Origin of the sequence: Candidatus Desulfofervidus auxilii, assembly GCF_001577525.1 — a bacterium.
GTDB lineage: Bacteria > Desulfobacterota > Desulfofervidia > Desulfofervidales > Desulfofervidaceae > Desulfofervidus > Desulfofervidus auxilii.
This window is the reverse complement of sequence record NZ_CP013015.1, coordinates 1,391,935-1,415,571: the sequence shown is the minus strand read 5'-3', so window position 1 is coordinate 1,415,571 and position 23,637 is coordinate 1,391,935. Positions and strand designations below refer to the sequence as shown.

22 protein-coding genes, 1 tRNA gene and 1 pseudogene are annotated in these 23,637 nt (G+C 39.3%); 9 read left to right on the top strand and 15 right to left on the bottom strand.

Annotated features, from left to right (window positions below; genetic code table 11):
- The first annotated feature begins 13 nt into the window (after positions 1-13).
- Positions 14-2,368, top strand: a complete 2,355-nt coding sequence (gene lon / locus HS1_RS07105; protein WP_066066504.1) for an endopeptidase La — start codon at positions 14-16, stop codon at positions 2,366-2,368.
- Here the strand turns inward: lon and hpt are convergent, their stop codons facing one another.
- The 6 genes from hpt to HS1_RS07075 form a co-directional block, all read right to left on the bottom strand.
- Entirely contained in the window at positions 2,369-2,890 is a 522-nt protein-coding gene (hpt, locus tag HS1_RS07100; RefSeq protein ID WP_066062909.1) for a hypoxanthine phosphoribosyltransferase, read from the bottom strand.
- A complete protein-coding gene (locus tag HS1_RS07095; RefSeq protein WP_066062906.1) occupies positions 2,866-3,822 on the bottom strand; it encodes a ketopantoate reductase family protein in 957 nt (318 codons plus the stop codon). The genes hpt and HS1_RS07095 overlap by 25 nt, the downstream gene beginning before the upstream one ends.
- Entirely contained in the window at positions 3,822-4,661 is an 840-nt protein-coding gene (locus tag HS1_RS07090; protein WP_066062901.1) for a hypothetical protein, read from the bottom strand. Before HS1_RS07090 ends, HS1_RS07095 begins: the two co-directional genes overlap by 1 nt.
- 2 nt (positions 4,662-4,663) lie before the next feature.
- Positions 4,664-5,227, bottom strand: coding sequence for a 6-phospho-3-hexuloisomerase (gene hxlB, locus HS1_RS07085; RefSeq protein ID WP_066062898.1), 564 nt, complete (start codon positions 5,225-5,227; stop codon positions 4,664-4,666).
- The gene (gene hxlA, locus HS1_RS07080; RefSeq protein WP_066062895.1) at positions 5,217-5,855 is read right to left on the bottom strand and encodes a 3-hexulose-6-phosphate synthase; all 639 of its coding nucleotides are present in this window, start codon (positions 5,853-5,855) and stop codon (positions 5,217-5,219) included. Before hxlA ends, hxlB begins: the two co-directional genes overlap by 11 nt.
- Before the next feature lie 831 nt (positions 5,856-6,686).
- The gene (locus HS1_RS07075; protein ID WP_066066501.1) at positions 6,687-7,361 is read right to left on the bottom strand and encodes a response regulator; all 675 of its coding nucleotides are present in this window, start codon (positions 7,359-7,361) and stop codon (positions 6,687-6,689) included.
- Positions 7,362-7,505: 144 nt separating this feature from the next.
- Between HS1_RS07075 and HS1_RS07070 the strand changes: the two genes are divergently transcribed.
- From HS1_RS07070 to HS1_RS07040, 7 genes are all read left to right on the top strand, one after another.
- Positions 7,506-8,294 carry an energy transducer TonB gene (locus HS1_RS07070; RefSeq protein ID WP_066062892.1) on the top strand — a complete coding sequence of 263 codons (789 nt, stop codon included), beginning with the start codon at positions 7,506-7,508 and terminating at the stop codon, positions 8,292-8,294.
- A gap of 10 nt (positions 8,295-8,304) precedes the next feature.
- Complete coding sequence (locus HS1_RS07065; protein ID WP_066062889.1) at positions 8,305-8,958, top strand: MotA/TolQ/ExbB proton channel family protein; 654 nt, start codon at positions 8,305-8,307, stop codon at positions 8,956-8,958.
- On the top strand, positions 8,939-9,358 hold the full coding sequence (locus HS1_RS07060; RefSeq protein WP_066062886.1) for an ExbD/TolR family protein: 420 nt from the start codon (positions 8,939-8,941) through the stop codon (positions 9,356-9,358). Before HS1_RS07065 ends, HS1_RS07060 begins: the two co-directional genes overlap by 20 nt.
- A gap of 1 nt (position 9,359) precedes the next feature.
- Positions 9,360-9,800 (top strand): ExbD/TolR family protein, encoded by a 441-nt coding sequence (locus HS1_RS07055; RefSeq protein WP_066062883.1) that lies wholly within the window; start codon positions 9,360-9,362, stop codon positions 9,798-9,800.
- Between the two features lie 57 nt (positions 9,801-9,857).
- The gene (locus HS1_RS07050) at positions 9,858-12,713 is read left to right on the top strand and encodes a TonB-dependent receptor domain-containing protein (protein WP_216638259.1); all 2,856 of its coding nucleotides are present in this window, start codon (positions 9,858-9,860) and stop codon (positions 12,711-12,713) included.
- Positions 12,714-12,811: 98 nt separating this feature from the next.
- Complete coding sequence (locus HS1_RS07045; RefSeq protein ID WP_066062877.1) at positions 12,812-14,566, top strand: hypothetical protein; 1,755 nt, start codon at positions 12,812-12,814, stop codon at positions 14,564-14,566.
- Between the two features lie 144 nt (positions 14,567-14,710).
- Positions 14,711-15,526, top strand: coding sequence for a metallophosphoesterase family protein (locus tag HS1_RS07040; RefSeq protein ID WP_066062874.1), 816 nt, complete (start codon positions 14,711-14,713; stop codon positions 15,524-15,526).
- A gap of 261 nt (positions 15,527-15,787) precedes the next feature.
- On the opposite strand, the gene HS1_RS07035 is transcribed toward HS1_RS07040, so the two are convergent.
- The 9 genes from HS1_RS07035 to HS1_RS06995 form a co-directional block, all read right to left on the bottom strand.
- Entirely contained in the window at positions 15,788-16,711 is a 924-nt protein-coding gene (locus HS1_RS07035; protein WP_082757697.1) for a DUF4405 domain-containing protein, read from the bottom strand.
- Between the two features lie 31 nt (positions 16,712-16,742).
- The gene (locus tag HS1_RS07030; protein WP_066062871.1) at positions 16,743-16,964 is read right to left on the bottom strand and encodes a hypothetical protein; all 222 of its coding nucleotides are present in this window, start codon (positions 16,962-16,964) and stop codon (positions 16,743-16,745) included.
- 186 nt (positions 16,965-17,150) lie between these two features.
- Positions 17,151-17,227 (bottom strand) — tRNA-Arg (locus HS1_RS07025).
- 247 nt (positions 17,228-17,474) lie between these two features.
- Positions 17,475-19,133, bottom strand: a complete 1,659-nt coding sequence (locus HS1_RS07020) for an NAD+ synthase (RefSeq protein WP_066062868.1) — start codon at positions 19,131-19,133, stop codon at positions 17,475-17,477.
- Positions 19,134-19,913 carry an imidazole glycerol phosphate synthase subunit HisF gene (gene hisF, locus HS1_RS07015; protein ID WP_066062865.1) on the bottom strand — a complete coding sequence of 260 codons (780 nt, stop codon included), beginning with the start codon at positions 19,911-19,913 and terminating at the stop codon, positions 19,134-19,136. It abuts the gene before it with no gap.
- On the bottom strand, positions 19,903-20,544 hold the full coding sequence (gene hisH, locus HS1_RS07010) for an imidazole glycerol phosphate synthase subunit HisH (RefSeq protein WP_066062862.1): 642 nt from the start codon (positions 20,542-20,544) through the stop codon (positions 19,903-19,905). The genes hisF and hisH overlap by 11 nt, the downstream gene beginning before the upstream one ends.
- A gap of 3 nt (positions 20,545-20,547) precedes the next feature.
- Entirely contained in the window at positions 20,548-20,910 is a 363-nt protein-coding gene (locus HS1_RS07005) for a DUF2065 family protein (RefSeq protein WP_066062860.1), read from the bottom strand.
- Positions 20,910-22,211, bottom strand: a complete 1,302-nt coding sequence (locus tag HS1_RS07000; RefSeq protein ID WP_066062857.1) for a replication-associated recombination protein A — start codon at positions 22,209-22,211, stop codon at positions 20,910-20,912. Before HS1_RS07000 ends, HS1_RS07005 begins: the two co-directional genes overlap by 1 nt.
- The gene (locus HS1_RS06995; RefSeq protein ID WP_066062854.1) at positions 22,196-22,990 is read right to left on the bottom strand and encodes an NAD(+)/NADH kinase; all 795 of its coding nucleotides are present in this window, start codon (positions 22,988-22,990) and stop codon (positions 22,196-22,198) included. The genes HS1_RS07000 and HS1_RS06995 overlap by 16 nt, the downstream gene beginning before the upstream one ends.
- 443 nt (positions 22,991-23,433) lie before the next feature.
- On the opposite strand from HS1_RS06995, the pseudogene HS1_RS13420 reads away from it, so the two are divergent.
- Positions 23,434-23,637: pseudogene (locus tag HS1_RS13420) on the top strand (hypothetical protein); the annotation flags it as partial.

Below are 23,637 nucleotides of genomic sequence, written 5' to 3'. Positions count from 1 at the left end.
GGCAATAATAAAAATGCAAGAAATTTTTGAAGAAAAAGAAATCATTATTTCTGAAACCGCACCCATAGTTCCCATGAAGGATATAGTGGTATTTCCCTCTATGCTTCTTCCCATATTTGTTGGACGTCCTATGTCTTTAAAGGCAGTGAAGGAAAGTCTCAATAAAGACAAACTCATCCTTTTTGTGACGCAAAAAGACCCTGCTATAGAAACACCTCATCCCGAAGATCTGTTTAATGTGGGCACAATAGCCTTAATTATGCGTCAACTTAGTTTACCAGATGGTAAGTTAAAATTATTAATTCAAGGTCTTACTAAGGTGGCCATTAAAGAATATATACAGATTTCTCCATTTCTTATGGCAAAAATCATTCCCTTAGAAGATAAACAAGTTTCAGAAATTACAGTGGAAACAGAAGCCCTCATGCGGAATGTCCGCGAACAAAGTGAAAAAATTCTATCCCTTAAAGGATTAGACTATGAAGATATTATGGCTATCCTTAATAGCATAGACGAACCAGGCCAATTGGCAGATATTATTAGTTCCAATTTGCGTTTCAAACTAAGTGATGCCCAGCAAGCATTGGAAACTTTAAATCCCATAAAACGGCTTAAAAAAATCCATGAGTTGCTTGAAAAGGAATTTCAAGTCTCTAGCGTTCAAGCCAAAATTCGCTCCCAGGCTAGAGAAGAAATGGGTAAAATTCAGCGAGAATATATTCTCCGTGAGCAACTTAAGGTTATTAAAAAGGAATTAGGAGAATTTGATGAAATTGATGAGGAAATAGAAGAACTTAGAGAAAAAATTGAAAGGGCTAGAATGCCCAAAGTTGCCAAAAAAGAAGCATTAAAACAATTAGAACGTTTGAGCATGATGCATCCTGATTCCGGTGATGCCCATGTAATTCGCACTTATTTAGACTGGTTAGTGGAACTTCCCTGGCAAAGAAGCACTAAAGATAAGTTAGACATAAAGCAGGCAAAAAAGATTTTGGATGAAGACCATTATAATCTAGAAAAGGTCAAAGAGCGGATTTTGGAATATTTGAGTGTAAAAAAATTGAATCCTCAAGCAAAAGGAGCAATTTTATGCTTTGTAGGCCCTCCTGGGGTAGGAAAAACATCATTGGGAAAATCTATTGCCCGGGCATTAGGAAGAAAATTTATGCGTATTTCTTTGGGCGGAATAAGAGATGAGGCTGAAATCCGAGGGCACCGCCGCACTTATATTGGTGCATTACCAGGTAGAATTATTCAGGGATTAAAACAAATAGGTTCAAATAATCCTGTATTTATGCTAGATGAAATAGATAAAATCGGCACAGATTTTAGAGGTGACCCTGCTTCGGCTCTTTTAGAAGTATTAGACCCCGAACAAAATGTAAACTTTAGCGACCATTATTTAAACCTTCCCTTTGATTTATCTAAAGTGATGTTCATCACTACCGCTAACCTTATTGACCCTATTCCTTCAGCCTTAAAAGACCGCATGGAGATTATAGAAATTCCTGGTTATACCCAAGAAGAAAAACTTCAAATTGCTCTCAAATACTTATGGCCCCGCCAAATCAAACAACATGGTTTGACAGAAGTGAATGTTCAAATATTTCCTGAAACCATATCAAAAATTATAAGTTATTACACACAGGAAGCAGGAGTGAGGAACCTAGAGAGAGAAATGGGAAGTATTTGTCGCAAAATAGCCCGAAAATTGGCAGAAGGAAAAAATGAGACTTTTAAAATCACCCCCAATAACTTGGATGCTTATCTCGGCCCCCCCAAGTATCTCCCTGAGAGAGAAATAGAAGAAAATGAAGTTGGGGTGGCCACTGGTTTGGCCTGGACATCTTATGGAGGGGAAATCCTAAGGGTAGAGGCAACAGTTTTGAGAGGAAAAGGCAAACTCATGCTTACTGGCCAAATGGGAGAGGTCATGCAGGAATCAGCTAAAGCTGCCCTTAGTTATGTCCGTTCTCGGGCAGAAAGTTTGGGTTTAAGAGATAACTTTTATGAGCATATTGATGTCCACATTCATGTCCCAGAAGGAGGGGTTCCAAAAGACGGACCCTCGGCTGGTATTACTATGGCCATAGCCTTAATTTCAGCCTTAATTAATAAACCAGTAAATAAAGAAACTGCCATGACAGGAGAAATCACCCTAAGAGGAAGGATTTTACCTGTGGGTGGAATTAAAGAAAAGGTCCTAGCGGCAGTTAGGGCCAAGGTAAAAAATATAATTATCCCCGAGAAGAATAGCAAAGATTTAATAGAAGTGCCCAAATCGGCTAAAAAACAACTAAACTTCTTTTTAGTAAAAAACATGGATGAGGTGTTAGAACCTGCTTTGGGTATTAAGATAAATCCCTAATTAAAAAATAAGGCGGTATACATCAGGCAAACAACGATATTGCTCACTATAATCTAACCCATAACCTACCAAAAAGCCACTTACCTGAAAACCAACATAATCCAGTTTTACCTCCACTTCTCTCCGTTCTGGCTTGTCTATCAGGGCACAAACCTTTAAAGAAGCAGGTTTCATTTTGGCCAAATGTTTTAATAAAAAAGCCAAAGTATAACCACTATCTACAATGTCTTCAACTACAATGACATCCTGTCCTTTAATGGAGAACTCTATATCTTTTATCAATTTTATTTGGCCAGTGCTATAGTCCTTTTCTCCATAGCTAGCTAAACGCACAAAATCTACTTTAAGTGGTAACTCAATATTTCTTGTTAAATCAGCCAAAAAAATAAATGCCCCTTTCAATATTCCGATTAAAATAGGTGTCTTTCCAGCATAATCTCTAGTAATTTGAGTAGCTATTTCTTTCACTTTTTGCTCAATTTGTTTCCGCGATAAAACTATCTCTTTTTTCTTTGGCTGCATATTTGCTCCTTTCCTTTAATGAGATATGTAATAATAGAATTAATGGGTGTTTTTATCCCTGCATTTTTACCTAAACGCACAATAGCCCCGTTTAAGGCATCTATCTCTGTCCTTTTCCCTTTTTGGATATCCTGAAGCATAGAAGGATAATGCGCAGCAGTAGGTGGAAGAAGTTTGGTATAAAAGTGTTCCAAGTAGGACTCCACTGATGACCAAAATAAGGGAATATCATAAGCCTTGGCTATTATAAATATTTCTTTAATAATTTCATTCATTATTGTTCTTAATTCATTTTTTTCTCCCAACACCCCATAATTTACTTCTAAAATTGCCCCTAAAGGATTTAGGGCACAGTTATAAAGAATCTTATCCCACACATAGGATAAAATATCAGGAGAAAAACGAGTAGGAATTCGGGCTTGATTAAAAAGAGTAGCTAAATTTTCCAACCGGTGAGAAGAAATAGCCTGTTTGGGTGAACCAATAATCACATCATCTGCACACACTGTTACCTTCACTTTACCAGGTGCCAATAATTCTGCTCCAAAGATTACCCTGGCTAAAACTACATGGTTGTCGCCAAGCACCTCACTGGCTATCTCATAATTTCCATAGCCATTTTGCACACACATTACCAAGGTATTTGGTGCTACCAATGGTTTTAAGCTTTCTACTGCTGTCTTTATATCATAAGATTTAACTGTAAGCATCATAAGGTCAAAATTTTGGGAAGGAAGTTCTGATACAGAAGTATACACTCCCTTTAAATTAGCTTTATGTTCTCCCCAAATACCTTTAACTTGGATGCCTTTTTCCTTGATGGCCTTAGTTACAGACGGACGTCCAATACCCACAACCTGATGTCCTGCTTTTTGAAGCAGAGTGGCAAAGACATGTCCTAGAGCACCCAAACCAAAGACTAAAATTTGCATTAGATTTTATTCTTGAAATAAATGGCGGTAAAACAATATCCCTCCCCTTGCCAGTTGGAAGGCACCCAGAGAAAATCGGCCTTATTTTTTGTCTGCTCCCTACTGGCCACCATTAAACGAAACTCATGGCCCTGATAATGACGTTGAGGGGTGCGAAATAAGTCAAAACTTAATTGTACCCGAGAGTATTCTTTAAAAGTAACACGTCGGGGATGGAGCCAAAAATCTTTCTTTTGTTGGAGCCACACTAAATAAGGAAAAAGGGTTCTAAAGGAGACAGGCATTCCCATGCTTTTCCCTGTCTGGAGCAAACTTTTTTTATAGGCTTCCCAGAGTAATGCTCCTAAGGCTTCACCTTTTTGACCATTTTTTTCTAATCGAGCATAAATATCCTTAACCACGGTAGCTAAATCTACCTTGGTCAAATTTACTTTGGTCAACATTTCATATTGAGGACCATACCAAACCTTGACTTCGTTTTTTCCGAAGATAAATTCCAAGGTAAGTAAACCTACCTTTAATTTAGGCAATTGGCCTTCTATTTTTATGTCTGGTAATTGTGTAGCTAATATACTTCCAAGTCTTGTTCTATAGGCTTCTATTTGTCTGTTTATTTCCCCTTTGGCCTGTTGGAAGAAGTTCTGAGATAATTCTAAGGTTTCATTTATTTTTTTTATTTTATGATATTCCTTTTGTGCTTCCTTTATTATACCCTCCAATACAAATGGATTGGCTTGTTTTTCTATGGTCTTTAAATAATTTTTTAAATTAGCAGAAAGTCTCTGGCAAGCCATTCCCATTTGTTGCCATTGTTTAGATAAATCTTTAATCCTTTCCATTTTTATATATTGGCATGTATTTTTTTCATTTCTTCTTCTTTCACTCCTAATTGTCTCATCAGCTCAGCTACACATGATTCAAAAAAGATAAGAGTAGAAACTTCAAATAGGGTTCCCAATGGAGTAAGGGATGAGCCCAATAATTCACCTACCTCATAATGCACATGTTCCTTGGGGCGAATTCTGGAAGGAATGATTACTATAAAATCAGCTAATTTAGCCAGAGGAGATTGAGCATCACTAGTAACAGCGGCCACTTTACCTCTAGCTGCCTTAGCTGCCTTAGCTGCTTCTACTACCACAGCGGTTCTCCCTGAACCCGAGACAGCCAACAAAATATCGCCCTCCCGCAAGGCAGGGGTAACTGTTTCGCCTACCACAAAAACCTTTATGCCCAAATGGACCAGACGCATAGCAAATGCCTTAGCCACCAATCCTGAACGGCCTGCTCCCACCACATAGACACGGGGAGAGGTTTTAATGAGATTTATAAATTCTACACTTTCTTTTTCACTAATACGGTCAGTAATTTCTTTAATCCTTTTTAAAATTTCTTTATAATGCACGTTCTATCTCCTTTTTTAAGGCAATAACCGCACTTTTGGGGTCTTTAGCCTTGGTGACAAACCCTCCCACAATAATAATAGCCGGTTTGTAAGGCATAAATTTAGGAATATCCTCTGGGATGATACCACCTGCTACACAGAGAGGAATATTGAAGTGTTTTCTAAATAAATCTAGGTCCTCAAATGACTTACCTTTTACCTGTTGAACATCAATAGCTGTGTGGAGATTGAAATAATCAGGTTTTAAAGAAACAATCTCTCTCCCCCTTTCTAATTTATTCTCTACCCCAATAAAGTCCACCACAATTTTTTTATTTAAGGTCTGGGTTTTAGTAACAGCAGCCTTAATAGTCTCTAAGGGAGCAGCCGCACATACGGTCATCATATCTGCCCTAGCATTAAAAACCAACTCTGCCTCTACTTTTCCCACATCCATAGTCTTGGTATCTGCCAGAATGAGTTTATTGGGATAAAGTTGTTTTAAACTAGTAATAATTTCTACTCCTACTGCCTTTAAAAGAGGTGTGCCTACTTCCAAAATATCTACCAAAGGGGCTATTAAATTTGCTATTTCTAGTGCCCTTTTTTTGTCAGTTAAGTCTAAAGCAATTTGTAATAAAGGCCGCATATTTATTTTTTAACACTGAAAAAAAATGAAAGCAAGAGAAAAACCTCCTTAAATCCGCTAGAAGATTACAAAGTGCAAATTGCAAAGTCATTTTCCCCCTCCTTTCGTAGTGGAATTGGGGGCAAACCTACAAAATACAGGTAAGAAAATAGAAAACGGAAAACAGAAATTCCCAGTTCCCATTTCCAACTTGCAAACTTTCTAACTTACAACTTTGTAAACGTGCATAAAGAAGGAAAGGGAAACGGGAAACAGAAAATAGGAAACAGAAAATAGAAAATAGAAATTCCCAATTCCCAGTTCCTAATTCTAACATGTAAACGTGTCAACGTGTTAACGTGTAAACGTGCTAACGGCTTTATTAAATACCTTAAGTCTTTGAAAAACAGCTTATAACTTTCTAACTTGCAAACTTTGTAATGCCTCAATCAAAAAGAAGACTAGAATTGACTAGAGACTAAGGACTAGAGACTAAGGACTAGGGACTAAGGACTAGGGACTAAGGACTAGAGACTAAGGACTAAGCACGTCTCAACGTTCTAACGTGTAAACGTGCTAACGTTCCAATTTAACAGAAGGTGATTTTGCATTTTTCAATTTGCATTCTGCATTGAGCCATTGCGCTTAACAAGTCATTACTGACAATGCCTGGAATTGGAGATGGGAGAGATAAGTTGCTTCCCCAGGGTTATGTCCTAACTCGCCTATCCCAACTTTCCTGGTTTTTTGTCTGAAATTATCCTAAATTGAGGGAACTGAAATATAAAATGTAGAAGCACTACTTAGCAGGCAAGATACCCTATTTGACATATATAAAGAGCGTATCATCGTCTATTCTTTAAAACGGTAACCCACTCCTCTCACGGTTTCTATTAAGTAAGCCTTATTTCTTAACTTCTGCCTAAGGCGTTTAATGTGAACATCCACGGTTCTAGCATAGCCCTCAAAAGAATAATCCCATGCCTTTTGTAAAAGGATTTCCCTACCCAATACCCTTCCTCTTTTTTCCATTAAGGCTACCAGTAAATTAAACTCAGTGGCGGTTAAATGCGCTGGCTGACCGTCTATCGTTACTTTATAAGAATCCACATCTACTACCAATCCATCTGCCTCTAAGAAGTGCTTTTCTGGTGAGGAAGACATCCTTCTTAACACGGCCTTTATCCTCAAAACTAACTCCTTTGGGCTAAACGGCTTTACAATATAATCATCTGCTCCTAGCTCAAAGCCAGTTATCTTATCTATTTCCTCACCCTTGGCTGTAACCATGATAATAGGAATATTTTGGGTGCTAGGATTTGTTTTTACCATTCGACAAACTTCTAATCCATCTAATTCAGGCAACATGAGGTCTAAAAGAATAAGGCTGGGATGAGCTTTTTGAATCAAGGAAAGTCCTGTTTCTCCATCATGAGTGATGACTACCTTATATTTTTCCTTTTCCAGGTGATAGGCGATCAAATTGGCGATATCTTTATCGTCCTCAATAACTAAAATAGTAGCCATTGTTAAAAAATTTAACACACAAACCCTTCCCGTCAAGGTATAAACCTCCATTTCGAGAATTTTTGCCAAAAATTAATTATTTTGACATCATTTTGTAACAAAACTGGTCTAAATCTCTTTTAAATTTACGATCAAGGAGGGGTTATGTTAGGGGAGATAGGGATAATAAAAGAAGGGACTGTTTCTTTTAAAAGACGGATTATTTCCGTATTTTTGTCTGGCATGTTTTATTTGGCATTGGGTGTATTCATTTTGAGTATCAACTCTCCAACCCCAGTGAGTATTAATCCGTTTAGTCAAACTAAAGTGGATGTAAAATTTGTAGAAAAAATTGTTAAAAAGCCAAAACCTGTTATAATCAAACCGAAAATAGAGAAAAAATCCGTTTCCATAGTAAAGAAACACTCCATTCAAAGGGCAAAGGTAGGCACTCCTTTTATTCCCAAACACTTAAAAGTAAAAAAAATAGATAAACCTATAACTAAAAAATTGGTAGCCCCTACCGAGGTTCCTAAGATACCTCCGAAGGAAGCGGATCCAAGCCAAGACAAAGGTGTAGCGGTATATGGGAATTATAGCCCTTCAAAGGCAGATCCTCTTGGGCTGGAAGGTGGAGTAGCTGGGGCAGAGACAGAACTGGAACCCATTCGTTTGCCAGAAAATGCCATTCCTCCCCAACCCTATCCTGATAATCCTTTGCCCCAATACCCTTTAGAAGCAAAGATTAAAGGGCTTAATGGGCTAGTTATCCTCAAGGTAATCATTGATGAAAAAGGACAGGTAACTAAAGCGGAAGTTTTAAGAGGCAAGGAGCCTTTTGCTGCAGCTGCCATTGCAGCAGTGAAACGTTGGCGATATCGTCCTGCCATTTATCAAGGTAAACCCATTTGTGTGTATCGGATTATAAAGATTCCTTTCAAAATAAAGACATGAGGAGATAGTGATGGAGCTAAATTGGGCCCATATCTGGCATACCATGAGCCCCCTGGCAAAGATGGTGGCCTTGTGTTTGATTATTATGGGGCTTATGTCCTTATCGGTATTTATAGACCGATGTTTTGTCTTATTTCGCCACCAGAGGAAATCAAAGGAGTTTATAAGAAAATTAGAACCTATTCTCAATAATCCAAATTTTGAGGCGGCCCTCAATCTTGCTTCTAAATTTCAGGCAAGTTATGCCGCCCGTTTAGTAAGTATGGAAATAAGGCACTATTTAGCCCATAAAAGACCTGAAAGGGTAGCTAAAAGATTGGGGCAGTATGTGGAAAATCTATCCCAGGAGATGCGACAGGGATTTGGCATTCTTTCTACGGTAGGTTCTGTAGCCCCCTTTGTGGGTCTATTAGGGACAGTAATTGGGATTATTTCTGCCTTTGAAGGCATAGCTAAAACAGGTTCTGGTGGACTGGCAGCTGTTTCAGCCGGTATTGCCGAGGCCCTGGTAGAAACTGCCCTAGGATTATTTGTCGCCATTCCAGCAGTCATTGCCTTTCATTATCTTTCAGGAAAAATAGAAAAGGAAGAAATATTTTTAAAGAATATAGCCCAGGAGATTGTGGATAAAATGGAGGATAAAAGTGCAAAGGAGGTCCCTTAGTCCTTACATTAATGTAACACCGCTTGTAGATGTAGTGCTAGTGCTTTTAATCATCTTTATGGTGCTTACCCCAAAGATGCTAGAAAAATTTCAGGTAAAGCTACCTGCAGTATTTCATCCTGATCCCAAGGCCAAAATGAGTTATGAACCTGTTTGTGTAATTATCACTGCTGATGGGTATTACTATATAAAAGAGCAAATTTATCCAACACTTGAAGCCTTAGAGGATAAATTAAGACAGGTTCGGCAAGAAACCCCAAACAGACGTCTGACTTTAAAGGCCGATGCATCTTTAGAATTTGGAAAGATACGCCCTGTGCTACAAAAGGCTAAATTACTGGGATTCAAAGGCACGGGATTGGTGGTAGGTCATAAACATAAGCATAAGGAACAGGGCTAAAATGGGAGTGGATTTATATTCAGGAAATAAAAATAAGGGAGTGAGGCCAGAAATAAACGTCACTCCTTTAGTAGATGTAGTGTTAGTGCTTTTAATCATCTTTATGGTAATTACTCCTTTATTGGTAAGGCAGTTTTGGGTTCATATTCCGGAACAAGAGAAAAAAGAAGTGAAGCAAGAATCCAAAACAAACACCGAAGAACCCTTAGTGCTTTGTATATTACCTAAAAACAAACTTTTAATAAATGGAAATGTAAAGGTTTCATTAGAGGAACTTCCCCAACGCCTAAAAAGGGTGTTTGCGGCCCGAGATGACCATGTGCTTTTTGTAGATATAGAAGACCATGCCAATTACGGTTTCGCGGTGGAGGTAATGGATAGAGCTAGAGAAGGCGGGGCTGTGACTATTGCTGTATTAACAAAACCTTTGGCCAAAAATTAAAATTCTCAAGAGGCTCCAGTGAAAAAGCTACTTTGGCTGTTGATGTTTCTCTTGTTTATGCCTTCATTTGCCTTTAGTCAGCCCCGCCTGCTAACGCCTGAGCGCCTGCCTGCCTGCCTGAGCAAAGCGATGGCAGGCAGGCCCATCGTCGTGCAGGAGAACGAGGCAAACAGGCATTGGCGGGCAGGTAGCGATGGCGGGCAGGCAAAGGAAGAAAAGAGCGGTATTATAAGTGGGGTAGTCTTGGACAAAAATACAGGTGAAACCCTTATCGAAGCCGGGGTAGAGGTGGTAGAAACAGGCAAAAAGGTCTTTACAGACCTAGATGGAAAGTTTCGCCTGGAGTTGCCTGAGGGTAAATATGAAATTAGAGTCTTTTATCCCCTTTATCAAGGACAGAGAATCAAAAATGTAGTAGTTAGGCCTGGCAAAGTAACAAGGTTAGATATCTCCCTTGAACCAAGAAAAGAGGAAAAGATAGAAGTGGTAGAGGTAGTGGCTGAACCTGAAAGGGCCACTGAGGCCACCCAGCTTATTCTCCGTAAAAAGGCACCTGCCATTACTGATCGTGTTAGCAGCGAAGTTATAAAAAAACAACCTGATGCAGATGTGGCCGAAGTAGTTAGAAGGGTGACCGGTATATCTGTGGTTAAGAAAAAATATGTCTTTGTAAGAGGCCTTGGTGACCGCTATTCAAAGACAACTCTTGATAAGACCTGCCTTGCTTCTCCAGAGCCTGAAAAGAAAATAGTACCCTTAGACCTTTTTCCTGCAACTATTGTAGAATCTATCAATGTAGCCAAATCCTATACTCCTGACCTCCCCGCTGAGTTCTCCGGCGGTCTTGTCCAGATTGAAACCAAGGACTATCCTGACACCTTTAAAATGAAGTTCTCCCTTTCCACAGGCTATAACAGTCGAACCACATTTAAGGCCTTTAAGCAATATAACGGTGGAAACTGGGACTGGTTGGGATTTGATGACGGAACCAGAGATATTCCCGATGAAATACCATCAGAATTCATAAAGCCACTTGATATTACCGGTGAGGGCTTCAGCCCAGAAGAGATAGTAAAGTTTGGCAGGGCATTTGAAAATATTTGGAATCCCAGCGAAATTACTGCCTATCCTTCCCAGGGATTTGGTTTTGAAATTGGAAACAAGGTTAAAAAGTTTGGCTATTTCCTCAACCTTCATTACGGTCGCAAATTCCAGACCATAGAAGATGAAGAGCGCAAATGGTACAGTATGGGTTATCAGGGTCGCCAAAAGATCCTTGCAGACTTCACCTTTAATACATATGAGAAGAAGGTTGATTGGGGAGGAATTTTGAATGTAGGCTTTGAGCTGTCTCCCCAGCACAAATTCTCTTTTAAAAACTTCTACCAGCGTAAGTCCAATGATCAGGTTCGGGAGTACTTCGGATACCATGAGACTTGGGGTCAGGATATCTGGGATAGACGTCTTAAGTGGTGCGAGGAGTATATTTACCAGGGGCAGCTTTTGGGAAACCACCACATATCCTTTGGCAAAAGTGACATTAACTGGCGAGTTAGCTACTCAAAGACAGGGCTAGAAGAACCTGACCAACGAGAAGTTCAGTACTTCTATGATAGGGAGGCTGGCGAGCCAACCCTCTGGATGGATTCTCCCCGAAGTGGTACCAGATATTTTGCTGACCTTGGTGAATACCGCTGGGATACAGGACTGGACTGGAAACTAGACCTTGAGAACCTCATCAAGATACCTACCAAGTTAAAATGGGGTTTCTCTTACACCTATCAGGACAGGGATTTTACCTACAGGCGGTTTCACATCAGACGGGGCCCAGGAATTCTGGATGTAGATCTTAGTCTAGACCCTCAGTCTCTCTATGCCCCTGAGAATTTTAAGGTCCGCAACGGTTGGTGGTTAGAAGAAACCACAAGGTCAACGGATGCCTATGATGCCTGGGAGCGAAACGTGGCGACCTATGCTATGTTGGACCTCCTACTGTTTGATAAGTTGCGTACTGTTGGAGGTATAAGATTTGAGGCAGATGACATAGAGGTGGCAACCTTTAATCCCTTTGATCCTGAAGAAGCTGTTGTGGCCAAACTCAGTGATGATGATGTCTTTCCGGCCATCAATGTGACTTTTTCATTAACAGATACAATGAACCTGCGTGGGAGCTATTCAGAGACCGTAAACCGTCCCCAGCTTCGGGAGTTGTCTGAATTTGAATACTATGATGTGGCAGAGACAGAAACAGTAGTGGGCAATCCGGACCTAAAAACGGCAAATTTTAGGAACTTTGACATTCGTTTGGAGTGGTTCCCCAGTGTTTACGAGCTTCAAGCAGTAAGCTTTTTTTATAAAGACATAACTAAGCCTATTGAGAGGGTTCAGGAAGCTACCTCGGCGGGCACGCGAAGGTATTACATTAATGCTAAGTCAGGTTATGCTACAGGGCTAGAACTTGAGATTAGAAAAGGGCTAGGCTTTATCCATCCCCTGTTTACTAATCTGACCACTAATTTCAATTACACCTATACCTACTCAAAGGTGGAAATGGGGTCTGATATAACACCCATTATGACCGCTGCCAAGCGGCCTCTTCACGGACAATCCGATCATATTATTAACCTTGTCTTTGACTACACTAACCCTGATCGAAACCTTACCATTCGCCTACTTTATAACTACATAGGAAAACGCCTTTATGCCGCAGCGGCCTATGGTCTTCCAGACATTTATGAAGAACCCACCCACTGGCTGGACTTTCTAGTAAAAAAGAACTTCGGCCCCTGGGAATTAAAATTTACAGCCAAGAACCTGCTTAATGAGCAGGTTGAATTTACACAAGGAGATAGAATCTACCAGCGCTATAAGGAGGGGGTCTCTTTCTCTATCGGATTATCAAGGTACTTTTAATAGCTATATCTTTGTTAATAAAAAGCTACAGGAATGTCAAACTTTTGTAACAAAAAATTGGTATTTATTCAGGCAAATATTAAATAGGAGGTGTTGTTATGGTGAGTAAAGGTTTGTTACGAGGTTATCCTTTTAAAGGGCTTGTTCTTAGTATTGTGTTATGTCTTTTGTGGTTGGTCCAGGCACCTGCCCAGACTAGGGTAGGAGGGATTATCGCTGAAGATACCACCTGGGAAGGTGAGGTATTTCTTGAGGCTAATACCATAGTAAAAGCACCTTGTGTTCTTACCATAAAGCCTGGCACAAAAATATATTGCCAACCTCGGAGTGCCTTAATCATCGATCGGGGGGCAAAGATTATAGCCATAGGAACCCCTGAAGAACCTATCGTGTTTACCAGTGCTTCAGAAAACCCAGCAAGAGGCGACTGGGGCGGGATATCTATTAATGGCTACGGAACAACAAATGCAACTGGGGTCCTTTGTCCTGCACCGATAGAGGATGTGACAGTAGTGGGAGAGGCCGGCATGGGCGAATATGGCGGGTGTGATCCGCATGACAGCAGTGGTATCTTACGTTATGTGCGTATCGAATACGGTGGTTTCCGGATAGATGGGGAAAATGAGTGGAATGGCCTTACTCTACAGGGTGTCGGTGATGAGACCATCATTGAGTATGTTCAAATAGATCACAACGATGACGATGGGATAGAGTTTTTTGGTGGCAACGCTAATGTCAGAAACATCCTGGTCACTTATTGCACTGATGACCAGTATGACTGGACAAATGGGTATCAGGGCAAAGGCCAGTTTATAGTAGGCCTTTTAGCCAATGATGCGGGCCGGCGGGGCATTGAGGCTGATAATCTTAAGGCCGACAATGATGCCCAGCCTATATCCAAGGCGGATCTTTACAATATGACCCTTATCGGCAATAATCAGATCCCTGAGGAAGAAGGCGAAGGGGTACTCCCTCGCCGTGGAACACGACTTAACCTTCAAAATTCCATTATCTATGGCTTTTTAGAGGCCGCTGTAGACATTGACAATGAAGCTACCTTTGCCAGGGCTCAAAACGGTGAACTGATAATTGATCATAATATCATCTACAACAATTTAGGTGGAGAGAACTTTAACCCTGATGAGAGCGATGAGAAGGGTTATACCCCACCTTTCACTACTAAGGAATTTGTCACCCAGATGATGCAAAACAACCGCTTGGTTGACCCTCTTCTCAACAGCACTGACTGGCAAAATCCTGATTTACGTCCCTCGGCTGGGTCTCCTGCCCTTAGCGGAGCTGCCAATCCGCCACAAGATCGCTTCTTTGTGGGAAATGCCGACTTTATAGGAGCCTTTGATTCTCAGTATGACTGGACAAAGGGCTGGACGACCTTAGGTGGTGAGTTGGCTAAGATGCCTGTTCCTACTGCTCCTAATACTTATATCTATTCTCCGCAAAACTATCCTTATACCCATCCCAATCCTAAACTGGCAAGACCTATGTCTGATGGTTTTGTAGAACATGGTAAGGCCAGTGTGAAGGTAGGATTACATACCTTTTCTGCCCCAGTAGATATCTATCTGGGTATCTCCTTACCTGATGGTTCTTTGTATTCTATAGATGAAAACAATCAGTTTCATCTGGTAACTGACCTGGCCTTAGTATCTGCCTGGAGAAAAAATCAGACACATTCTGTATATGAGGAAATACTTCCAGAATTTAATAAATCAGCCCTGTCTCCTGGGACATATTGGGGATGGGTGTTGGTAGTTCCTACCGGCACCAATATGGCTAGTTTTGATTTTAATAGTTCACCTTATTACCTTTGGGGTTTTTCAGAAACTTTCTAGAGAACATCTAAGGAATCAAGTCTGAGGGAAAAAGTCTAAATGGCTTTTTCTCTCTTTTTTGTGATTAAAGCCCATAATATAACTTTCGCAAAATCTTAATCATTTTGGCACCATTTTGTAATAAAAAAGATTTAGATTTCTTATATGGTCAAAGATGAAAAAATAAAAATAGCGCATGTCTCTGATTTGCATATTACAGGCCCAAATTTTGTTTCGCAGTGGGGTGAAAATGTTATTGATATCTTAAATTCTGAAATGCCAGAGATACTTATTATCACAGGTGACCTTACAGATGATGGATATGTCCATGAATATGAATTGGCAAAGACATATATCGATAGAATAAAGGTGAAGAATAAAATAGTAGTACCAGGCAATCATGATGCAAGAAACGAGGGATATATAATTTTTGAGGAGATTTTTGGGACAAGATGCCCTTACTATGAAAATGAGAAAGTAGTGATTTTGGGGATAGATTCCAGTCAACCAGACATAGATGATGGACATGTAGGACGGGAAAACTACGGGCTCATAAGAGAAAAATTATCCATAAACAACAAGGTAAAAATACTGGCCATGCATCATCACCTTATTCCTATCCCTGGAACAGGAAGGGAGAGAAACATACCCTCAGATGCAGGGGATGTTCTAAAGATTTGTATGGAGTTGGGAGTAAATTTTGTTTTTTCAGGCCATAAGCACTTGCCCTGGACATGGAGGCTAGAGAATACCTATCTTATCACAGCAGGGACAGCCACATCTCGGAGGCTGAAGGGCAGGTCTTATCCTTCATTTAACATATTGGAGATACCTGCGATTCACGCAGACAAGCAAGATAAAATGGCCACTTTGAAAGAAGTGAATGTAACAAATAAGAAATTTAGGGAAATACTAAGAGGTTTTAGGGCATTAAAGAACGTTGAAACCCCTCTCGTTAAAGGCAGTCAAAAAATAATCTAATTTAAACAAACCATCGCTATGTTCAAAGTATTAGCAGGCAGGTCTATTCATGAATTTCTGAGGCCCTTAAAATATCCATAAGTGTGACTATTCCTACAAGCCTAATATCTATAAGCCCTGTACAAGTATAACCAATATATATTGTCCTGCCTGTTCGGCAGCCAGGTATCTAAACATCAATCGCGGATTTTGGGATAGCACTGAAAGTAATATAGGGTGTAATATCTGGCCGTAAGTCTTCCTCCACTCTTCTCGCAGTCTTTAGGCATAACCGGTAGCAAAAAGCAGAATAAGGAACGAGTGGCGTTTTTTGCTGTCCGGGTCGATACGATTGTTCGGAGCTCTCTTGTTTCCGTTGATTGCGTCTCTGATTATCTCAAAGATAGCCATTGGTTCCATATTGTTTTTCGCTGCAATCTCCTTAATGCTCTGTGTTGACGTGGCCTTTACTCCTTTCTGGGACAAGGCATGTATTATTTCAGTGAGATCCAAATCGAAATCATCACAAAACTCGGCAAGTTTTTTTCTGCCAAAACCAGGAGGTGGTAAATCTGGAAAAACAGAATGTTCACCAGTGTCTTTTTTTTGAGTTGCGGGTTTAATAATCTCGTACACCTGTTTTGGCGAAAGATTATTTTTCTTTGCGATGTCATTAATGGTTTGTGTCTCATTTTCAAATTTGATGCCGGCTTGCCGAAGTAACTCTATACTTTTGGATAGGTCAAGCCCCACCCTTTTGGCAAACATTTTTAAGGAAGATAGCTCGGCATGGCCATAAGGTGGTTCGCCGTACTTAATACCAGCCGAATCCTTAATTGATTCGCTAATATTAATTATAGTGCTCATCGGTGGAATTTGAAAATAGGTCCCGATACCAACAATAAGGGTAAGCATCAAAGCAATATTAAAATTTACAGTAAACACCTTTATTCGTTTCGCTTTGTTTTTTAAATAGGCAGTTATTGATTTCCAATTATAATAAACATGCAGAAACCCGGCCAACAAAAAAAGAATACCTAAATTGAGATGTAACTCGCTCCATTGCGTCTTGCTTAAGCCCCATAGACGCCAATTTGACCAATATGCGACTCGGCCATGTGGCGCAATGTAAAGTATGGCACTCGTCAGAATGCAAAGCACAAACGAGATTAGCATAGTCAATGATGTGATTTTCCGAATATTCATAGTATTACCTCCATGTTAATTCCTAGTTGTATCATGTCAAGCAAAACCGTAAAAATTTAAATTTTAAGGTAATACTTTTTACCCCATATGCCTTACAATCATCTATCCATTTTTCTACTAATTCCACTAACATAAGCCTTTGATCAATTGTAAAATTAAAGGACATGATTTTGCCCTTAAGCCCCTCTATGCGTTTTGTTAAATTGGCCTTTTTAACCTGTCTGCCGACAGGCAGGCAAGTATAGAGAGGCATTTGTCCTGCCCCCTAGTACTTCCTCGTAACAATACAAGATGTTGTGGTGAAAAAATTATAAAAAAAGAGTTGAGAAAAATCCGCTCTCTGCGAAGTAAACAAGGATTAAAGTTACACCTAAGTTTTTGGGAATAAAAAGGCCAGCTAAGTGTTTTTCCTAACTGGCCTTAATTTTAACTTTCTTTTTGGTGCGCCTGGCAGGATTCGAACCTGCGACCTACGGATTAGAAGTCCGTTGCTCTGTCCAGCTGAGCTACAGGCGCTCTTTTATTTTTGGTAACCAAATTTCTCCATTTTGTCAACTAGTTTAAAATCCGCGACCTCCTTTTGGATAAAATTCCAACCTGCCCGCAGGCTGGCGGGCGAGCACTCCTTGACAGCCCCAGCCATAAATAATGACTTTTTATAATGTTATGACTTAAAATTAAAAACAATTCATACTTTGTGTAAGGTCAGTTGCTATATTTGTGGGTTTTCTTTTAAAGTTATCACGGATTTTGGGACTATAGTTTAGAACTCAAGGGTAGGTTTTAATAAACAATCTGTATATCTTTGAGCAATTGGATAGCGACGTCCGTAACCAAAGGCTTTGGTAGTAATCTTTATCCCTAAAGGTGCTTGTTTACGCTTGTATTCACTTCTATCTACCTTACGCACAATTTCTTTTACTATTTCTCTTGGGAATCCCATAGCCACAATTTCGTTCACACTACGCTGATTTTCAATGTATTCTTTTAGGATAGGGTCCAAAATATGATAAGGAGGTAAATCATCCTCGTCTCTTTGATTTGTTCTAAGTTCGGCAGAAGGGGGTTTGGTAAGGACACGTTCAGGAATGACCACTGCTTCCCGATTAATATACCGTCCTAGACGATAAACCATTGTCTTTGGGACATCGGAGATAACAGCTAAACCACCAGTTAAATCTCCATAAAGCGTGCAATAGCCCACTGCCATCTCTGATTTATTTCCTGTAGAAAGCACAAGATAACCAAATTTATTACTTAAGGCCATAAGGATATTACCCCGAATACGTGCCTGGATGTTTTCTTCAGCAGCACTCCAAGGTAATTCATTAAAGGCAGGTTTTAATACTTTTAAATAAACCTGAAATACCTCTGTAATGGGTATTACTTGATATTGAATTCCTAAATTTTTAGCCAGTGCTTCTGCATCTTCCAGACTCTCTTTTGAAGTGTAAGGAGAAGGCATAGCTATCCCTAAAACATTTTCCCTCCCTAAGGCCTGCACACCAATATAAGCAACCAGTGAAGAGTCTATACCTCCACTTAATCCCACAATAGCCTTTTTAAAACCCGTTTTTTGAGCATAATCTCTAGTTCCTAAAACTATGGCTTTTAAAACCTCGGCCTCTTCTTCTGGTAAAGAAATTTTCTCTCCACTTTCCTTCTCCATCTCTGCCACCACTAAATCTTCAGCAAATGAATTTCCTTTAGCTAAGATACTACCATCTGGCAATACTATCTTGCTATTACCATCAAAAACAATATCATCATTTCCTCCTACCTGATTGGCATAAACTACAGGAAACTGGTATTTATTAGCTAAATGACTGAATATTTTCAAACGAAAGCTAGGTTTGCCAACATAGTAAGGAGAAGCAGAAATATTAACTAAGATATCTATATTTTCTTGAGCTAACTGGATTAAGGGGTCAAACTCATATTGTTGTCTTGGAAATAGGTCCTTATCATTCCAAATATCTTCACAAATAGTTACCCCAATTTTTTTATTGTTCCATTTTACAAACCGTGCCTTTTGACCTGGGGCAAAATATCTTGTTTCATCAAACACATCATAACTAGGTAAAAGTATCTTATAGGTTTTAAGGAATATTTCTCCGTCTTCAAAAAAAATAGCCCCATTGAACAAAGGCTTAGCATGGTTTATATTACGTTCTACATATCCACAGATAACTGCAATTCCCTTTGTGCGTTGGATTAATCTTTCTAAAGTTATCAGGCTATTATCTATAAAATCTTCTCTTTCTAATAAGTCCTTAGGAGGGTAGCCGATTAAAGTGAGTTCAGGAAAGATTATTAATTTGCATTGTTTTTGCTTGGCCTCTTCTATAAAACGACCGGCCTTTTCTAGGTTATAATCAAAGGCACCCACAATGGGATTGGTTTGGGCAAGGGCAATTTTCATCTACCATACCATCCTTACTCTCAATCCTTTGTTGTATAAATATTCTTTAATTTCTCGAATAGTATAAGTGCCATAGTGCACCATGGAAGCAATCAAAGCAGCATCTGCCTTGGCCTTAGTACAAACTTCATATAAATGCTCTGGTACCCCTGCTCCACCTGAAGCAATTACAGGAATGGAAACATTTTCAGAAATTAATTTTGTTAAGTTCAGTTCATAACCTGCCTGTGTTCCATCGGCATCAATGGAATTGAGACAGATTTCTCCTGCTCCCAAAGATTCTGCTTTTTTTGCCCACCATAAGGCATCAATACCCGTATAGGTGCGTCCTCCATGGATTTGAATCTCATAGCCAGAAGGAATTTTTGATGATGGAGTTACGGCTTTGGCATCCATACCTAAAACAATACACTGACTACCAAATGCCTTAGCCCCTTCTTCTATTATTTTAGGGTTAAGCACAGCAGCGGTATTCACACTTACTTTCTCAGCCCCAGCCAATAACACCCGTCGCATATCTTCTACACTACGTATACCTCCTCCAACTGAAAAAGGTATAAATATCTGTTGGGCTACTTTATCTACTACATCAATCATAATCTCACGGTATTCAGATGAAGCGGTGATGTCATAAAAAACAATTTCATCTACACCTTCTTCATAATATATTTTAGCCATCTCTACTGGATCACCCACATCCACATTATTTCTAAACTTGATTCCTTTAGTAGTCCTTCCATTCCTGACATCCAAACAGACAATAATTCTCTTACTCAACATCATTTGGCCTCCAGCGGCAGAAATTGTCTAATATTTTTAAGCCCGGACCTCCGCTCTTCTCAGGATGGAATTGCACTGCTACTAAACTTTTAGAAGCCACTACAGAGGAAAATTTAATCCCATAGTCTGTAATCCCGAAAATGTCCTCTGGACATTGTGGAGATGGATAATAACTGTGAACAAAATAAAACTCTGCTCCTGGAGGTATGTTTACAAAAACAGGATGCGGCTTTATGAATTCAACATAATTCCAACCCATATGGGGTACTTTTAATATCTCGCCTTCCTCTGGGTCTTTAAGTGGATAAGGGAAGGCTTTGACTGTGCCTGAAAGAATTCCCAAACATGGGGTATTGTCTTCTTCACTATATTCAAAAATCACTTGTGTTCCCAGACAAATACCCAAAAGAGGAATTTTGCGCAAATAAATTTCTTTCAATGCTTCTCCCATACCTGTTTTTTTCAAGTCTTCCATGGCCGTTCCAGCAGCTCCTACCCCAGGGAAAATTACCCTTTTTGCCTTCAGAATTTCACTAGGATTAGAGGTAATCTTTGACTCATATCCCAGATAACTCAATGCTCTCTGCACACTGGTCAAATTGCCTGCCCGATAGTTCACAATGGCAATCATTATTTATCTCCAAACTAATAAAAATATACCCAAAGTGTAAGTTATCAATCCCCAAATTTGATAACTTCTTATATTCATATTTGCCCACCAATTAACCATTTTTCGCACAATTTGGGGAGTAATGATATAAAATATTCCTTTTAAACAAAGAAGAAAACCCAAGATAAATACATACCACCTGGCATTTGCTTTAAAAGAAGCAATTATAAGCAAAATACCAAACAATAAGGGGAAGATACTTAAAAACCGAGGATTTCTTTGGGCAAAGTATTTTTGCATTACCTTTTTAACTCCTTCAGGTTTAATAATAGCCCAAATGCCTAATGCTACCCAAATTATTCCTATTATCCAAATAATTATGTTCATTATTTTTTACCCCTCCATAGCTTATTTAAATATGCCTTGATATGTTTTTCCCATCCTCTATCACTAGGATAATAATATTGCCTTTTTTGAAGTTGTGATGGTAAATATGCTTGTTTAACATGAGCGTTGGGATAATCATGTGGATATTTATACTCTATTCCATATTTTAAACTCTTCATTAATTTAGTAGGGGCATTACGAATATGTAGTGGTACAGGCAAACTTCCATAATACTTTATATCTTTCTGGGCTAGATGGTGAGCTTTTAAAACAGCATTACTTTTGGGAGCACTTGCCAAATAAGCCACTGCCTGAATAATATTTAAAATACCTTCTGGAAGACCTACTGCTTGAAAGGCATGAAAGGCAGATACCGCAACCTGAAGGGCTTGGGGGTCGGCATTACCTATATCTTCAGAGGCAAAAATTAACATCCGACGTAAAATAAATAAGGGGTCCTCTCCGGCTTCAAGCATTCGTTCTAACCAATAAATAGCCGCATCTGGGTCACTCCCCCTCATACTTTTAATAAAAGCAGATATCAAATGATAATGTTCATCTCCACTTCTGTCATAGCGAAGTGGGATTTTCCCCAAAACGGTTTTTAATGTCTCTAGGGACACAATTTTTGCACCATTTTGGAGAGGACTGAGTTCCAAAACCAACTCTAGAGTATTCAAAACCACTCTTGCATCACCTTGACCTATTCGGATAATAATATTTATTACTTCTTCTGGGATTTTTATCATGTAAGGGAAGGCAGTTATGGCTCTTTTAATTACCATTAAGAGTTCTTCTTGAGACAGAGGATAAAATAACAACACCTTACACCTAGAAAGCAAAGGGGAAGTTAGATAAAAAGAAGGATTTTCAGTAGTAGTGGCTAAAAGAATGATAATATTCTTTTCTAAATAAGGCAAAAAAGCATCTTGTTGGGCACGGTTAAAGCGGTGAACTTCGTCAATAAAAAGAATACTAGGCCGATGCTCAAGTTCCATTCTTTTTTGAGCAGACTGCATAAATATCTTTATCTCTTTAATGCTGGTGGTAACAGCAGAAAAGGTGGCTTGAGGATAACCAAAATGTTCTTTTATCAACATGGCCAAGGTAGTTTTACCTGTTCCGGGAGGTCCCCAAAAAATAAGAGAACAAAGTTTTTCTTCCTTTATTAATCGGGTCACAACCCCATTTTCTCCTACCAAATGTCTCTGCCCCACAAATTCTTGAAAGGATTTGGGACGTAGCTTTTCAGTTAGAGGTAAAATATGATTTTTCTCTTTAATGCCTAACATCCCCAACATAATTTTTGATTTAGGGTCTCAAAAAATTTTTCATTTTCTATGAGATATATAGGATTGAGAGACTTCTTTATTTCTACCCTGTCTCCTACTTGAAGAGGAAAAGACAATTGTCCATCAAACACTACCCTTACACCATCACCTCCTTTTTCTACTCTTACTCCTACCACATGATCAGGGGGAAGAACTAAAGAGCGATGAGCAAGATAAAAAGGGCAAATAGAAGAAATGATTAAAGCATCAAGGCTTGGGAAGACAATAGGTCCCCCTGTAGACAAAGAATATGCAGTAGAGCCAGTGGGAGTAGCCACAATTAAACCATCTGCCCGTAAAGTAATTAGGGGTTGTCCTTGAGTATCTACAGAAAGAGTGATAAGACGGGTATATCCACCTCTTTCTATTACCACTTCATTTAAGGCCATAAAAGGTTCTTTGTCTTGTTTAGAAGAAATGGTAGCCTCTAAAGTCATCCTCTTTCTTATCTCAAATTCTTTCTTAAACACTCTTTCCAGCATAGGATAGGTTTCATTTTTATTTACTGCAGTGAGAAAACCTAAATTTCCCCAATTGATACCTAAAATAGGTATTTTTTTGGGCCAAATCGCTCTAGCCACGTGCAGTAAAGACCCATCACCACCTAAAACAATCACTAGATCCAGGTTCTCTTCAGAAAAAGGAAATATAAAAACTTCATAACCTCGTTTTTCAAGCCATTCTATCAATTCTTTGACCGCTCTCTCTGGACAGACATCCTTACGACAATAAACCCCTATCCTTTTCATAACTTTCTCATGATATACACATCACTTGTGAAAGTCAATAAATCCACTATTTTTTACAGGGCTACGTCAAAGTCAGGCCATAAGTAATTTAACAAAATAAAAAATCCAAATGCCAAAGCATTAAATCAGTGAGTAGTGAAATAGTGAGGGAATGAAATAGTCAAATGTAGTGGAATTGGGGTCTATAATTAAAAGTGAGAGTAAAAAATGGGGAATGAAATTAAGAAGCCTTCTTTATGTGATATAAATGATAAATGGCTAGGGGAACATTTGTGGCTAACGGGGTCAGTCAATAATGTTGAATTATTGTGACTCGGTTTGAATTGCCGGATGTTCTCCTGCCAATACCCTGTCTAATGGAAAGGTGCCTTTAAGTGGCTATTATAGACGGGATAAAGGTATTGGCAGAGCCATAAAATATCAAACATAAAGGAGGGTGAGGCGTGAAAAGGTTATCTGGAGGAATCGATATTGGCAGTGATAATCATCACATAATTATCATGGATGATGAAGAACAGATTTTGTATGACCAGAAGATAGCACACAAATTCAGTGAATTTTATAAGGCAGTTAGAGAATTTAGAGAGATTGAGAAAAGAGAAGGTGGGATAATATCATTTGCAATTGAAGGAAAGAATGGATACGGA